The sequence below is a fragment of the Paenibacillus sp. genome, from assembly GCF_035645195.1.
GTDB lineage: Bacteria > Bacillota > Bacilli > Paenibacillales > YIM-B00363 > Paenibacillus_AE.
Genome location: NZ_DASQNA010000018.1, coordinates 170370 through 184230, shown reverse-complemented (window position 1 = coordinate 184230; position 13861 = coordinate 170370). Strand labels below are relative to the sequence as shown.

The 13861-nt window shown below is 60.3% G+C and carries 16 protein-coding genes; all 16 read right to left on the bottom strand.

Going from position 1 to position 13861, the window contains the following annotated elements; all coding sequences use genetic code 11:
- Positions 1–51: 51 nt before the first annotated feature.
- Positions 52–1074, bottom strand: coding sequence for an NAD(P)H-dependent glycerol-3-phosphate dehydrogenase (locus tag VE009_RS09975; protein WP_325007245.1), 1023 nt, complete (start codon positions 1072–1074; stop codon positions 52–54).
- A gap of 14 nt (positions 1075–1088) precedes the next feature.
- Positions 1089–1691 carry a glycerol-3-phosphate 1-O-acyltransferase PlsY gene (gene plsY, locus VE009_RS09970; protein ID WP_325007244.1) on the bottom strand — a complete coding sequence of 201 codons (603 nt, stop codon included), beginning with the start codon at positions 1689–1691 and terminating at the stop codon, positions 1089–1091.
- 14 nt (positions 1692–1705) lie between these two features.
- The gene (der, locus tag VE009_RS09965; protein WP_325007243.1) at positions 1706–3028 is read right to left on the bottom strand and encodes a ribosome biogenesis GTPase Der; all 1323 of its coding nucleotides are present in this window, start codon (positions 3026–3028) and stop codon (positions 1706–1708) included.
- Positions 3029–3098: 70 nt separating this feature from the next.
- The gene (locus VE009_RS09960; RefSeq protein ID WP_325007242.1) at positions 3099–3725 is read right to left on the bottom strand and encodes a YphA family membrane protein; all 627 of its coding nucleotides are present in this window, start codon (positions 3723–3725) and stop codon (positions 3099–3101) included.
- Between the two features lie 61 nt (positions 3726–3786).
- Positions 3787–4833 carry a type 2 isopentenyl-diphosphate Delta-isomerase gene (gene fni, locus VE009_RS09955; protein WP_325007420.1) on the bottom strand — a complete coding sequence of 349 codons (1047 nt, stop codon included), beginning with the start codon at positions 4831–4833 and terminating at the stop codon, positions 3787–3789.
- Between the two features lie 44 nt (positions 4834–4877).
- On the bottom strand, positions 4878–6035 hold the full coding sequence (gene rpsA, locus VE009_RS09950) for a 30S ribosomal protein S1 (RefSeq protein ID WP_325007418.1): 1158 nt from the start codon (positions 6033–6035) through the stop codon (positions 4878–4880).
- 235 nt (positions 6036–6270) lie between these two features.
- Complete coding sequence (locus tag VE009_RS09945) at positions 6271–6858, bottom strand: lysophospholipid acyltransferase family protein (RefSeq protein ID WP_325007241.1); 588 nt, start codon at positions 6856–6858, stop codon at positions 6271–6273.
- 1 nt (position 6859) lies between these two features.
- Positions 6860–7549, bottom strand: coding sequence for a (d)CMP kinase (cmk, locus tag VE009_RS09940; RefSeq protein WP_325007240.1), 690 nt, complete (start codon positions 7547–7549; stop codon positions 6860–6862).
- Between the two features lie 94 nt (positions 7550–7643).
- Positions 7644–7886 carry a hypothetical protein gene (locus VE009_RS09935; protein ID WP_325007239.1) on the bottom strand — a complete coding sequence of 81 codons (243 nt, stop codon included), beginning with the start codon at positions 7884–7886 and terminating at the stop codon, positions 7644–7646.
- Between the two features lie 84 nt (positions 7887–7970).
- A complete protein-coding gene (locus tag VE009_RS09930; RefSeq protein WP_325007238.1) occupies positions 7971–8615 on the bottom strand; it encodes a flagellar brake protein in 645 nt (214 codons plus the stop codon).
- Between the two features lie 149 nt (positions 8616–8764).
- Entirely contained in the window at positions 8765–10132 is a 1368-nt protein-coding gene (gene ypeB, locus VE009_RS09925; protein WP_325007237.1) for a germination protein YpeB, read from the bottom strand.
- A gap of 58 nt (positions 10133–10190) precedes the next feature.
- A complete protein-coding gene (locus tag VE009_RS09920; RefSeq protein WP_325007236.1) occupies positions 10191–10343 on the bottom strand; it encodes a hypothetical protein in 153 nt (50 codons plus the stop codon).
- Between the two features lie 52 nt (positions 10344–10395).
- The gene (gene prsW, locus VE009_RS09915; RefSeq protein ID WP_325007235.1) at positions 10396–11091 is read right to left on the bottom strand and encodes a glutamic-type intramembrane protease PrsW; all 696 of its coding nucleotides are present in this window, start codon (positions 11089–11091) and stop codon (positions 10396–10398) included.
- 39 nt (positions 11092–11130) lie between these two features.
- Positions 11131–12384, bottom strand: a complete 1254-nt coding sequence (locus VE009_RS09910) for a Glu/Leu/Phe/Val dehydrogenase (protein WP_325007234.1) — start codon at positions 12382–12384, stop codon at positions 11131–11133.
- Positions 12385–12514: 130 nt separating this feature from the next.
- A complete protein-coding gene (locus VE009_RS09905; protein ID WP_325007233.1) occupies positions 12515–13111 on the bottom strand; it encodes a genetic competence negative regulator in 597 nt (198 codons plus the stop codon).
- A 253-nt stretch (positions 13112–13364) separates the two neighbouring features.
- Entirely contained in the window at positions 13365–13775 is a 411-nt protein-coding gene (locus tag VE009_RS09900) for a hypothetical protein (protein WP_325007232.1), read from the bottom strand.
- Positions 13776–13861 lie beyond the last annotated feature (86 nt).

Genomic DNA, 13861 nt, shown 5'->3' with positions numbered 1-13861 from the left:
TTTTCCTTATCCTATGAGACGGAGAGAGGGTTGGTGTAGGCGCTTCGGGCGCTAGACGTCGCGAACGATATGCTCGATCTCGTGCGTTCGGCCGCGCCCCATCAAATCCTCGACGGCGGCGCGGGGATCTTTGCCTTGGAACAGGACGGCGTGCAGCTCGGAGGCGATCGGCAGCTCGACGCCGTACCGCTCCGCGAGCGCCATCGACGCCTTCGTCGTGCGCACGCCTTCGACGACCATGCCGAGCGAGCTCAGCACGTCGTCGAGCGGCCGCCCTTGCGCGAGCATGTAGCCTGCGCGCCAGTTGCGGCTGTGGCGGCTCGTGCACGTGACGACGAGGTCGCCGACGCCGGCGAGACCCGCGAACGTGAGCGGATTCGCGCCCATCGCGACGCCGAGCCGGCCGATTTCCGCGAGGCCGCGCGTCAGCAGCGCCGCCTTCGCGTTGTCGCCGTAGCCGAGTCCGTCCGACATGCCGGCGCCGAGCGCGATGATGTTCTTCAGCGCGCCCGCGATCTCGACGCCCGCGACGTCCGGATTCGTATAGACGCGGAACGACGGCGTGATGAACAAATCCTGCGCCGCCTCGGCGAGCGACGGCGTCGTCGAGGCGACCACCACGGTCGTCGGGGACCGCTGAATGACTTCCTCCGCATGGCTCGGGCCGGACAGGACGACGACGCCGCGCGGCTCGCGCAGCTCGAGCTCCTCCTCCAGCACCGTCGACATGCGGTGAAGCGTCTCGGTCTCGAACCCTTTCGTCGCGTGGACGATCAATTGGTCGTCCCGGACGAACGGCTTCGCCCGGCGGGCGACGTCGCGCAGCGCGGACGACGGGGCGACGAACACGAGCGCCTCCCCGTGGCGCGCCGCCGCCTCCAGATCGGTCGTGGCGCGAATGCCGGCGGGCAGCTTCGCGCCCGGCACGTATTTCTCGTTCGTGCCGCGCTCGTTGATTTCCGCGGCCTGCGCTTCGTTCCTCGTCCACAGCAGCACGTCGAGGCCGTTGTCCGCGAGGACGCTCGCGAGCGCGGTGCCCCAGCTGCCCGCTACGAAAACGGTTGCCTTCTTCATCGCAGCGGCCCCCTTTATCCGTTCGAGCGCCGGAACGAAATCTTATTTTCCTTCCCTTGCGCCAACTTGACGAGATTGCCGCGATGCTTGTAGAACGCGAGCGCGGCCAAAGCGACGCTGAACCAGACGAGCTCGAGCTCGCGGCCGAAGAGCAGCAGCGAGAACGGCAGCAGCCCGGCGAATAGCAGCGAGCCGAGCGACACGTAGCGCGTCGCGACGATCGACGCGATGCCGACGAGTCCCGCCGCAAGGCCCGGCAGGAAGCAGAGCGTCGCGACGACGCCGATCATCGTCGCGATGCCTTTGCCGCCGCGGAACGCGAAGAACACGGGCCAATTGTGGCCGATGATGGCGGCGAGACCCGCCAAAATCGGCGCCAGCGTCGATTCCGGCGCGAGCCACCAGCCGCACCATACGGCGAGCACGCCCTTCGCGATATCGAGCGCGAGCACGGTGACGGCCGGACCGACGCCCATGACGCGAAGCGTATTCGTCGCGCCGGCGTTGCCGCTCCCGTGCTTGCGAATGTCGATGCCCTGAAACAGACGTCCAAACAAAAAGCTGAAGCTGATCGAGCCGAGCAAATACCCCAAAACAACCGCGATCACGGTGTTCACGTGTTTCTCTCCCCTTATTCCCCTTCGTTTTTACGCTTCGTCGCGAACCTGACCGGCGTGCCTTCGAAAGGGAACGCGGTTCGAATGCGGTTTTCCAAGTACCGTTCGTACGAGAAATGCATCAGCTCCGGGTCGTTGACGAATAGGACGAACGTCGGCGGCTTGACGGCCACCTGCGTCACGTAATTGATGCGCAGCCGGCGGCCTTTGTCCGTCGGCGGCGGATTGACCGCTACCGCGTCGGCGACGATGTCGTTCAGGACGTTCGTCGGCACGCGCATCGAATGCTGCTCCGCGACGTGCTGCACGACCGGCAGCAGCTTGTGCAGCCGCTGCTTCGTCGTCGCGGACACGTAGACGATCGGCGCGTACGGCATGAACAAGAAGTGGTCGCGGATCGTTTCCGTGAACCGCTGCATCGTCTTGTCGTCCTTCTCGACGGCGTCCCACTTGTTCACGACGAACACGGCCGCGCGGCCCGCTTCGTGCGCGTAGCCCGCGATATGCTTATCCTGTTCGATAATGCCTTCCTCGCCGTTGATGACGATCAGCGCGACGTCCGCCCGTTCGATCGCCTGCATCGAACGCATGACGCTGAACTTCTCGGTCGTCTCGTACACTTTGCCGCGCTTGCGGATGCCCGCCGTGTCGATCAGCACGTACTTCTGCCCGTCCTTCTCGAACGGCGTGTCGATCGCGTCTCGCGTCGTGCCGGCGATGTCGCTGACGATGACGCGTTCTTCCCCAAGAATCGCGTTGACGAGCGACGATTTGCCGACGTTCGGGCGCCCGATGAGCGCAATTTTAATCACTTCTTCTCCGTACAAGTCTTCCGGCTTCTCCGGAAGGCGCTTCACGAGCTCGTCCAGCAAATCGCCGATGCCGGTGCCGTGCGTGCCGGATACCGGCACGGGATCGCCGATGCCGAGGGTATAAAACTCGTACACCTCGTCCATCTTCGCCGGATTGTCCATCTTGTTGATGGCGAGCACGATCGGCTTGTTGGAACGGAACAGCAGCTGGGCGATCGTCTCGTCCGCCGGCGTCAGGCCGACTTTCCCGTCCGCCACGAACAGAATGACGTCGGATTCTTCGACGGCGAGTTCCGCCTGCATCCGCACTTGCTTGAGCAATTCGTCTTCATCGTAAATTTCGATACCGCCCGTGTCGATGATGCTGAACGCTTTGCCGTTCCATTCGGCGGAACCGTAAATGCGGTCTCTCGTCACGCCCGGGCGGTCTTCGACGATTGCCAGCCGTTCCCCGATAATACGGTTAAAAATCGTCGACTTGCCTACATTCGGCCTGCCCACGATGGCCACGATCGGTCTGGCCATGCTTTCACTCCCTTATATGTACGAACTACTAGCCACCATCATAACAAAAAGAAGCCCCGATTGCGAAGCGTCATCGTTTCGCTTTCGGGGCTTTGCGCCACCGGGAGCCTCCCCGCCGCAGCGCGGCCGCGGCAGCTCCGGCGGCGACGGTTGCGAGCCGCACGGAGAAGGCGCACAGCCACCATGCGTCTTGGAACGCCCGTCCCCCGAAGTACGGCGTCTGCCATTCCGCGTACAGCATCGCCATGTACGCGTCGTTCACGATTGCCGCGATCGAGACGAGCGCGAACTGCAGCGCGGGGCGATGCGTAAAGCAAACGACGAGCGCAGTCGTCAGCAGCGCCGGATCGACGGACGGATGCACCGCGATGATGAGCGGATCGACCGATTCGACCAGCTCGACGAGCGAATAGAGCGCGCCCAGCAGCAGGCCGAACGTCAGCGCCGAAGCGCTCTCCTTCAGCCCGAGCGGCTCCGCCGCGAACCCGGCGGCGATCAGCGCGAGGAGCGGCGCGTACACGAGCGTCCCCGAGGCGGCGCCGACGTTCCAATCGACGGCCGCGGCAACGATCCACGCGGCGCTAAACGACGCCGCCGACCAGGCGGAGCTCCGCCCGATCGCGTGCGCGCGAAAGCCGAAGCCGACCAAAATCAGCGAGAGCGTTAACGCGATATAGGAAAGATACCCGGGATTCATGCGTCATCCTCCGGATCACGACAGTCGTCGTTTTCCCTATTATCGCACGCAAGGCGGCGTTTTACTCCGTTCGGCTCCGGATGGATCGCCGCGCGAGTTTCGAAGCGTCGATGCCCCGCGCCGCGCACCATACGGCCGTGTCGCCCCCGACGACGACCGGCGCCCGCCGCAGCTCGGCGACGGTGCGTGCGCCGACCGCGGCCATGACGAGGCGCAGCTCGTCATGCATGGCCCGGATCGCGGCGGCGAGCGCCTCCGTTCCTTCCTCGCGAAGGACGCGCAGGAACGCCCCGGCGACGCCGACCGCGTCCGCGCCGAGCGCGATCGCCTTCGCCGCCTCGAGCCCCGTCCGAATGCCGCCGGAGCCGATGAGGCTCCCGCTCGGCGATGCCGCGCCGGCCTCAAGCAGCGATGCGGCCGTCGGGATGCCCCAGTCGTCGAACCAATCGATCGGCTTGTCCCGGCGGGCGTTCTCGACCGCGGCGAAGTTCGTGCCGCCGCTGCCGCCGCAGTCGACCGCGGCGACGCCGGCTTCGAACAGCCGCCCCGCCGCCTCCGCGGTCATGCCGAAGCCGACCTCCTTGGCGACGACGGGCACGCCGACGGCGCGAGCGATGCGCTCGATTCGGCGCAGCGCCCCCGTAAAATCGCGGTCGCCTTCCGGCATGACGAGCTCCTGCACGACGTTCAAATGAATTTGCAGCGCATCCGCTTCGATCATCTCGACCGCTCGCATCGCCTGATCCGGCGTCGCCTCGCTGCCGAGATTCGCGAACAACACGCCGTCCGGATTCGCCCGCCTCGCAGCCGCGTACGTCGCGGCGAGAACCGGGTCCCGCACGGCGGCCATTTGCGAACCGACCGCCATCGCGACGCCAGCCGCCCGCGCCGCTTCGCCGAAGGCGTAATTGAGCGACTCCGTCTCCTCCGCCCCGCCCGTCATCGCATTAATAAGAATCGGCGAGCTCAGAACGAGTTCGCCGATTCGGGTATGAAGCGAAATATGGTCTAGGGACGTGTCGGGGAGCGGATTATGCACGAAGCGAACGTCCGCGAGGCCGTTGCGGCCGCTTTGGCCGGTGCTCAGCGCATAGCGGATATGATCCATCTTGCGCGACTGACGCGCGCGCGATTCCCCGTGTTCCACGTTTCTTACTTAAACTTGCTCAGCTTGTCGCCGAAGCGCTCGCCGAGAGTCAAGTTGAGCGACTGCGCATCCGGAATGTCCACTTGCTGCTGGCGCGGCGCGCGAGCCGGACGCTCTTGGCGCTGCGGCTGCTCCGGAGCTTCTTCGGTTTCTTTGATGCTGAGGGAGATGCGCTTCTCGGCGACGTTGATGTCGAGCACCTTCACGTTCACCTGCTGGCCTTCCTTAAGCACCTCGTGCGGCGTGCCGATGCGGCGATGAGCGATCTGAGATACGTGAACGAGACCTTCCACGCCCGGAGCGACTTCCACGAACGCGCCGAAGTCGACGAGGCGGCGAACCGTGCCTTCGATGATATCGCCGATCTGGAATTTCTCGCCCGCTTGCTCCCACGGACCCGGTTGAGCCGCTTTGATGCTGAGCGAGATGCGCTCGTTCGCCGGATCGACTTTAAGAATTTTTACTTTTACTTTGTCGCCTTCTTTCACGACGTCGGAAGGCTTCTCGACATGCTGCCAGCTCAGCTCGGAGATGTGCACGAGACCGTCCACGCCGCCGACGTCGACGAACGCGCCGAATTGCGTCAAGCGCTGCACCGTGCCTTCGATCACGTCGCCGGCTTTCAAGTTTTCCATGACTTCCAGCTTCTTCGCTTGGTACTCCTCTTCGAGAACGTCCTTCTGGGAGAGGATCAGCTTGTTGTTCGCTCTGTCGATCTCTTTGACCTTCAGGCGCAGCGTGCGGCCTTTGTAGTCGCTGAAATCTTCGACGAAATGACGCTCTACCATCGATGCCGGGATAAAGCCGCGAACGCCTACGTCCACGACGAGGCCGCCCTTGACGACGTCGACGACCTTCGCTTCGATCGTCTCGTTGTTGTCCATGAGCTCCTGCATTTTATCCCAAGCTTTTTCGCCTTCGACTTGGCGCTTGGACAGCGTCAACGTTTCTTTCGCGTCGTTGATGCTGATGACCTTGCAAGTGACTTCCTGTCCCAATTGAGCGACGTCCGATATATTGTCAAGAGGGACGGAAGAGAACTCGCGAGCGGTGATGACGCCGTCGTACTTGTAACCGATATCGACGTACGCCTGGTTATCCTCCACCTTCACGATGGTCCCTTTGACGATGTCGCCCTTCTTTACCGTCGACACCTCCGCCATGTCCACCGTATCCGCGGAATCCGCCGCTTCCTCGTTCACAGCCTTCGCACCGGCCTCGCCGACCGATTCGGTCCCTTCGCTGCCGTGTACTTTCGTTTCTTCCGTCATAACGATACCCTCCTCAGTTTCCAAGAAACCCTTTTGATGAATGTAGTATAATTCCAAAATACCATTTCCATACGCTAGAAATCAATTGTACGGGCCCGGCATTCGGAAACTTGTAATCTAATATCGACTATTGATGGCGATCCAGCAAGTCTTGAATGGCCGTCATGATTTTCGCCGTCAGCGCGTCTCCGCGTTCGGAGGACGGCAAATCCGCGACCGCTTCCGCAGCGTCGAACGGCTCGCCGTAGACGATTCTCATCCGGCGGAACGGCTTATACGGCCCGATGATCGCGACGGGCAAAATGCGCGCTCCGCTGCGCAGCGCCATGCTGGCGGCGCCCTTCTTGCCTTCGCCGAGCTTGCCGGTTTTCTGCCGCGTGCCCTCGGGGAAAATGACGAGCATATTTCCTTCCTTCAGCACGTTGATGGCGGTTTTCATCGTTTCCATGCTCATGCCGCCCCGGTTGACCGGGAACGCGCCGCATGCGCGGATGAAAGACGAAAACACCGGAATGTTGAACAGCTCGGCTTTCGCCATGAATTTCACTTTCCGCTTGAGGAAGCAGGCGATCATCGGCGGATCGAGCAGGCTGCGGTGGTTGCCGCAGACGACGACCGGCCCTTCGGGCGGTTCGTTGCTTCCCCCCGACGCGCGGACGCGGAACACGAGCAGCAGCAGCGACCTGACGACGGCGCGGGAAACGGTATATATCACGTTACACCTCCAGCGCTTGCCGGCACAACTCGACGATGCGATCGGCCGCTTCGTCCGCGGTCATCTCCGACGTATCCAGCAGCACGGCGTCCTCCGCTTGGCGCAGCGGCGATGCCTCCCGCTCCGAATCGGACTTGTCCCGCTCGGCGATCGCTTCCATCAAGCTTTCGACCGTCACGTTCGGCTCTTTGTCCTTCAGCTCTTTCCAGCGGCGCTCGGCTCGGATACGAACGCTGGCCGTCATGAACACCTTCACTTCGGCGTCCGGGAGCACGTTCGTGCCGATATCGCGGCCGTCCATCACGACGCCGCGCTCGCGCGCGATGTCCTGCTGCAGACGCACCAGCACGCTGCGGATGTCGGGGACGGCAGCCACCTGAGATACGAGTCTAGTGACGTCCTGCGCGCGGATCGGGTCCGTGACGTCCTCCCCGTCCATGAACACCTTCTGCCCTCCGGCTTCGGGAACGAGACGGATGTCCACGCGGCCGGCGATGTCGGCGAGCGCTTCCGCGTTCTCCATGTCCGCGCCGGCGCGGATCGCTTTCAACGTCACGGTGCGGTACATCGCGCCCGTATCGACGTATATGTAACCCAATTTCTCCGCGACTTTGCGCGCGACCGTGCTTTTTCCCGCACCGGCCGGCCCGTCGATCGCGACGTTAATCTTCCCAGTAGTAGGCCAATTCAAAGCAGGTACTCCCTTTCGTCATGTGCGGTCCATTTGGCCCGAGACGTTGCCGCCGCGCAGAGAAAAGCAGGCTATGGCCTGCTTTCGCGCCGTTCTAGTATAACACATGATCCGGCTGCGGTGCAAAGGCGGTGGGACGTCCTTCCAGTCGATCCACCGGGCTGATTCGCTCTCGCACGCCGTCAATCGCAAGCAGCGCCTGAAATATCGCGAGCAGCGCAAGCAGCGTGACGATCGCTTGCAGCAGACGTTTCTCGACGGCGGCGGACAGCTTGAGAAACCGACCGATATAGTTGTTTTCTTCTTCGGCGACGCGGTCTTGGAATCGAGGAGTCATCGTGCATCCGTCCTTGCGGCGATAGGAATCGAATCACTCCTTACTTTGCCGCCCTTGGAAGGTTCTTATTCAAAGCGCGCGCCGTTATTTGCGAATCTCGAACTGACGCTCGAAACAGTAGCGAATCACCTTCTGCTGCTCGATTCCCGCGATGTCCGAAAACCGCATCATGACGAGCTGTTTTCCCGTCTCCAGCGGCTTCGTGCGAATGATCTCCGCCTTGAACGGCACGTGCTCGATCGCTCCGTTGCGGTAATGAATGAGCAGCCAGCAGCTCAGCGTATCGTTCGACTTAACCGGGATGTGCCCGTCGCAAATGATCGAGATGCCGCCGCCGCTGACGTCTTCCGTCATCGCCAAAAACTGCAGATGCTCGCCCAGCTTGCACGCGACCTCGAGCGTCGCCGGCACGCGCAGGAACGTGCGGCGCTGCACGCGGCTGATCGCTTCCGGTTCGGGCCTTCGCAGCAGCACGAGCCGCACGACGTCCATTTGGTAGCCGAGCACTTCGGTTTCGAAGAAGTTTTTCACGCCGTCGTTCGTTACGAAATGCGCGGATATTTGATCCCCGATCTCCAGCCGCTTCAGCCGGCCCGTCTTTTCGTCCAGCGGAACCTCGACGGCGATATTGTCGCTGCCGATATCGGCGATCCGGGTTTTGAATTGTTTTTTGCTTTCCTCTTCACTGAGAGACGCCACCTGAAGGAATAAAGTTTGATTGATTTTCACGCGATCCGGGCTCCTCTCTGCCGTTCCGTCGATGGTCCCAACGTCCTATATGCTCGTTTATCGTCATTATACCAACGGGCCGGAAGAAAAGGGAAGATAAGAATCCGTAAGACGCGCAAAAAAAGCGGGCCTTTCGGCCCGCTGCACGGTCATTGCGTTTGGTTGTTGCCGTCCGACGCTTCGGCGTCGGAGGTCCGAATGCGTTCGATTTTTTCTTCGAACCCGGAATCGGCGTTCAAGTAAATTCGGTAATCGCCGCCGTTGATGCTGCCCAGAAACTCGTAGCACAGCACCGCTTCTTCGAGATCGTTGCGGATGATCGCGAGCCCGACGTCCTTCACCCGGAAATTCGGGTTGAGCAGCTTGCGCGCGTCCGCTTCGGTCATTCCCGGATCGTGAATGCGGTCCGTCAGGCCGCCTTGGAGCAGCTCGCCCGCCGACAGCCCGCTCACTTCGCCGTTGTCGAGCGCCACCTTGACGGTCAGCTTCTCGGGGTATACCGTGACGCCGTTCACGACGCGGGCGAACACGATGCTTGCGACGTTGTTGTATTCGTCGAACGCTACAGCCTTCATACCGTCGTACCCATGCTCCTTGAGGAACTCGCCGCCTTTCGCCACCGCTTGGTCGATCGACAGCTTCATCTGCGGTACCGTTCGTTCCGTCAAGAAGTAGACGAGCTTGCCGCCTTTTTTCGTATACTCGAGCTGCATCGGCTCTTGGTTTTTGCGAGGAATCGATACCGTATACGTCACGAAATCGGTGTCGGCTCCGTTTTCGACCACTTTCATGTTCGACATGTCGCTTTGACCCAGAAATTGCGCGGCTCTCTTCTTCGCTTCCTCCGGCGTGATCTCCGGGCCGTCGAGCGATTTCATCGTCAGCCGCCGGTTCATCGCGGAGACGGTCGGACCCCAATCGACATCGCCGTTTTCGCCGACGCGCTTGTTCATCAGCTGGAAGCCGTCGATAATATCGTTATCGTAGTTTTCTTTGCCCGAAGCGAGCAGCACTTCGACGTCCATCCACTGGAGATGGTTGTTGATTACCGATTCCTGCACTTTGCGCAGATCGTTCTTGATTTCCTTCGATTGCTGATACAGCGTCGTCAGCACTTTCATTTCTTGGGCGCTGAGCGGCTGCTTTTGCAAATCGCGCATGGCCGTCTTGTATGAAAACGTGGCCAGATTGGCCAGAAGCGACTCCGTCTCGTGGAACGGCATGAGCGTCAGCGGGAGCTGATTTACCTCGGATTGGGCTTGGCTCGTCAGCCGCCAAATGTTGATCAAGCCCTTCCGATGGAAATTCGACGTGGAGCTGACCGCCAGCGCGTTGCCCAGCTCTTCGTGCAATTGGTCCATATGATAAGACAAATCATGGAAGGCGCGTTGATACTGATTTTCCGCCTTAACGAGAATCCGGTTCTTCTCCTGGTGCTCCTGGTATCCCCAGAATGCGGTCCCGGCGAGCAACACCGCGAAAATCGGGAATAGGACGGCGCTCAATCGTTGGTACACTTCGGATGGTCCCCCTTCAACGAAAACTTACCGATAGCTTTCGTTGAAGGAAGCTCCGTTATACATTTCCTTCGTCGACTTGAAAATCGTGCTCGTTGTCGCAGAGGCAGCGTTTGAAGCCGGTATCGATCCGGCCCTTCTCCTTTTTGCCCCGCAGCACGAAACGCTCGCCGCATCGGTTGCAGCGAATCGAGACTTTTACTCTCGTCATGCTTGTAACCCGTCCTTTTGTCGTAATGCTTCCTTCAGTCTCGACGGATCGGTTACATTTTAAACTCTTCTTCTCGCGTAAATCCGCGCAGCGGGGATCGCTGATTCGCCCGCTTGATCTTCAGCAGCCCCCTCGCCCACAAGAAGGCCATTAACGGCACGATCAGCCACATCCAGCGCGGCGCCGCCGTCAGCAGGATGAAGTCGAACAAGCCGTGATAAAACACGGGAAACAGCCAAGAGAACGCGAAAAACTTGCTCTTTTCCGCTTTGGTGAACTTCGCGCGGCCGAAATAGTAGCCCATGATAATTCCGAACAGGGCATGACCCGACACCGGCAGCAGCGCGCGGACCATGAGCGACGACATCGAGAACGGCTCGAGGAACGCATAAAACATGTTCTCCATCGTCGCGAAGCCGAGCGAGACGGCGGTGGCGTATACGATGCCGTCGTACGGCTCGTCGAATTCGGCGTGCCGGAGGACGGCGAAGGCGATGATGAGCCATTTCGCGGATTCCTCCAGGGCGGCCGTCGTCACGAACGAGAATAGAAACGGGTTCGACGTGTCGAGCCACAGCTCGAACCCCCGCTGGAGCACCATGACCGGAAACACGGACAACAGTCCGAAAACGAACAGCCTCGCGACCATGGCGATCGGCTCGGCTTCGTAACGATCTTTCAAATAAATATAAGAAAGCAAAGCGATCCCGGGAGCGGCGGCCGCCGCGGCGATCGAAAATACTGCCATGGGGCGCCCCCCTTTCCACAAAAGTATGCGGCCGAACGGTTATATCCAGCCTCGGTAGCGAACCGCTTCGGCCATTTTGCGCACGCCGACCATATACGCGGCGAGCCGCATGTCGACGCCGCGGGTCGCGTGCACCTGGTATACGTTCTCGAAGCCTTTCACCATTAGCGCCTCCAGCTTCGCGTGCACTTCCTCCTCGGACCAATAATAGCCCTGGTTGTTTTGCACCCATTCGAAATAGGACACGATGACGCCCCCGGCGCTCGCCAGCACGTCCGGGACGAGCAGAATGCCGCGATCCGTCACGATCTTGGTCGCTTCGAGCGTCGTCGGACCGTTCGCCGCCTCCACGATGATCGAAGCCTTAATGTCGGCGGCGTTCTTGATCGTAATTTGGTTTTCGATCGCTGCCGGCACGAGAATATCGCAATCTCGCACAAGCAGCTCTTCGTTCGTGATCGCCGTCTTTTCGAACAGCTTCGTCACGGTGCCGAACGAATCGCGCTTGTCCAGCAGGTATTCGATGTCGAGCCCGTTCGGATCGTACAGCGCGCCGTACACGTCCGAAATGCCGACCACCTTCGCGCCGGCCTCGTGCATAAATTTCGAGAGATAACTTCCCGCATTGCCGAAGCCCTGCACGATGACGCGGGCGTCGCGGATATCGATGCCCCTCCTCTTCAGCGCTTCGTGGATCATGATCGTGACGCCTTTGGCGGTGGCCGTCTCGCGTCCGCGCGACCCGCCGAGCACGAGCGGCTTCCCCGTGATGAAGCCCGGCGCGTCGAATTCGCGAATACGGCTGTATTCGTCGAACATCCATGCCATAATCTGCGAATTCGTCATAACGTCCGGCGCCGGGATATCCTTCGTCGGGCCGACGATTTGCGAAACGGCGCGCACGTAACCGCGGCTCAGCCGCTCCAGCTCGCGGAACGACATCTGCCGCGGATCGCACACGACGCCGCCTTTGCCGCCTCCGTACGGAAGATCGACGATGCCGCATTTGAGGCTCATCCAAATCGACAGCGCCTTTACCTCGTCCTCCGTCACATCGGGGTGAAAGCGGACGCCGCCTTTGGTCGGACCGACGGCGTCGTTGTGCTGCGCCCGGTACCCGGTGAACACTTTGATATTGCCATCGTCCATTCGGACCGGAATCCTTACCGTCAGCATCCGGAGCGGCTCCTTCAGCAGCTCGAACATTTCGTCCGGATAACCCAGTCGTTTCAGCGCCTCTCGAATGACCGTCTGCGTCGACGTCAGCACGTTGCTCGTTTCGGTATCGGACACGTACGCCACCTCGTTCGGTTTGCATAGGATATGGTATCTATTGTTCGAAATGGGCCAGCGGATCATGCGGACATGGACAAAAAGCATCTCTCGCCTCGGGAGGGAGAAGATGCTTCTGCCGTTGACGCTTTTATTGAAAGCGGGTGCGAAGGACGCCGATGGCGCCTTCGGCGATGACGACCTTGCCGTATTCCTCCAGCATGGCGTCCGTATAAGAATTCGGTTCGCCGAATTCGGACAGCACCGAAATGAGGTTGTCGAACATGCGGTCGTCCTCCGTATCGTATTCCAGCTGCAGCACCCACTTGTTCTGGTACGAATACAGCACGCCGGCGTCCGTATATTGTGGTCCGATTCGTTTCGCAGCCGAAATGAGATGTTCGATGTCGCGGAACGTATAGGAAATCAGATCGCTTTCTTCGAGCGTTACTTCCATCTCGAATACGTCTTCATCGTCATCGTCGAACGGGTCTTTCTTGTCCGTATGCTTTCCTTTCGTGACGATGACGACCATGCCCTGCGCCGGCATCGCGAACACTTCGACCGCGAGCGGTCCGTTCGTTTCGAAGCCGAATTCCGAGTAAGCTTGGTCCATCATTTCGTTGAACAGCTCGTGTACTTTCGGGATTTCGCGCCACATGTCGTCCTTCTGGATGCCCCGCTCCGTTAAATCGTCGAATGTAAGGAAAATCCGAATCTTATCATGGCCCAACCTCTCGATTTTCATCGCAGGATCCTCCTTTATCCGAGAAATCCGGTTACAACAAGGTATGTTCTTTGACCGGAATGGTGTGTGCCGAGGAAGACGCTTTACCGGAAAAGTTCGCTTGTCTCGGCGTACTCCCATGTTATCATTATTTTTCCGGGAATGCACTATGAAATGGCCCCCTTTTTTCGGGCGTATTGCGCTTTCTTGCGGCATGCGAAAAAGCCGCCGGAGTACTCCGGCGGCTTCGTTCCCGCGTCCGCTGCGATCGCGCTTAGCGGATCGTCGAGGTGTCGCGGTTTTGCGACAAAATGTCGTTCACTTGGCTTTTCAAAACCGGGTCTTCTTTCACGATCGATTCTACCCGATCGAGTCCGGAAGCGCTGCTCGACGCGCCGGACATCGACGTCGTTCCGGACATCGGCGACGTGCCGGACATCGGCGACGTGCCGGACATCGAGGAAGAAGCGTTCGAGCTCGAAGCGTTCGACGAGCCCGACTGCCCGCCGTAATACGAACGCTTATCGGGGTCCATCATTTTGCTGCGCGCCTTTTCAACCATGCTGTCCAGCGCTTGGCCGGCCGAGCTGAGGCCCGAGAAGCTGAACGACTTGTTGCTGCGGCTGAAGTACATGGCCGCGGCGGCACCCAACAATCCGCCGACGACAAACCCGTTCATTTTCAACGGATATCCCTCCATTTCAAGAATAACTACAGCCCTATTTTGTCTCCCCGGTCCGCAAAACATGCTGTTGAAAATAAGGTAAATCG

What these genes read in the sequence shown, in the direction of transcription:
- VE009_RS09975 (WP_325007245.1), bottom strand. Translation starts at nt 1,074, where the DNA reads ATGAAGAAGGCAACCGTTTTCGTAGCGGGCAGCTGGGGCACCGCGCTC.
- der (WP_325007243.1), bottom strand. Translation starts at nt 3,028, where the DNA reads ATGGCCAGACCGATCGTGGCCATCGTGGGCAGGCCGAATGTAGGCAAG.
- VE009_RS09960 (WP_325007242.1), bottom strand. Translation starts at nt 3,725, where the DNA reads ATGAATCCCGGGTATCTTTCCTATATCGCGTTAACGCTCTCGCTGATT.
- fni (WP_325007420.1), bottom strand. Translation starts at nt 4,833, where the DNA reads ATGGATCATATCCGCTATGCGCTGAGCACCGGCCAAAGCGGCCGCAAC.
- rpsA (WP_325007418.1), bottom strand. Translation starts at nt 6,035, where the DNA reads ATGGCGGAGGTGTCGACGGTAAAGAAGGGCGACATCGTCAAAGGGACC.
- VE009_RS09935 (WP_325007239.1), bottom strand. Translation starts at nt 7,886, where the DNA reads ATGACTCCTCGATTCCAAGACCGCGTCGCCGAAGAAGAAAACAACTAT.
- VE009_RS09920 (WP_325007236.1), bottom strand. Translation starts at nt 10,343, where the DNA reads ATGACGAGAGTAAAAGTCTCGATTCGCTGCAACCGATGCGGCGAGCGT.
- prsW (WP_325007235.1), bottom strand. Translation starts at nt 11,091, where the DNA reads ATGGCAGTATTTTCGATCGCCGCGGCGGCCGCCGCTCCCGGGATCGCT.
- VE009_RS09905 (WP_325007233.1), bottom strand. Translation starts at nt 13,111, where the DNA reads ATGAAAATCGAGAGGTTGGGCCATGATAAGATTCGGATTTTCCTTACA.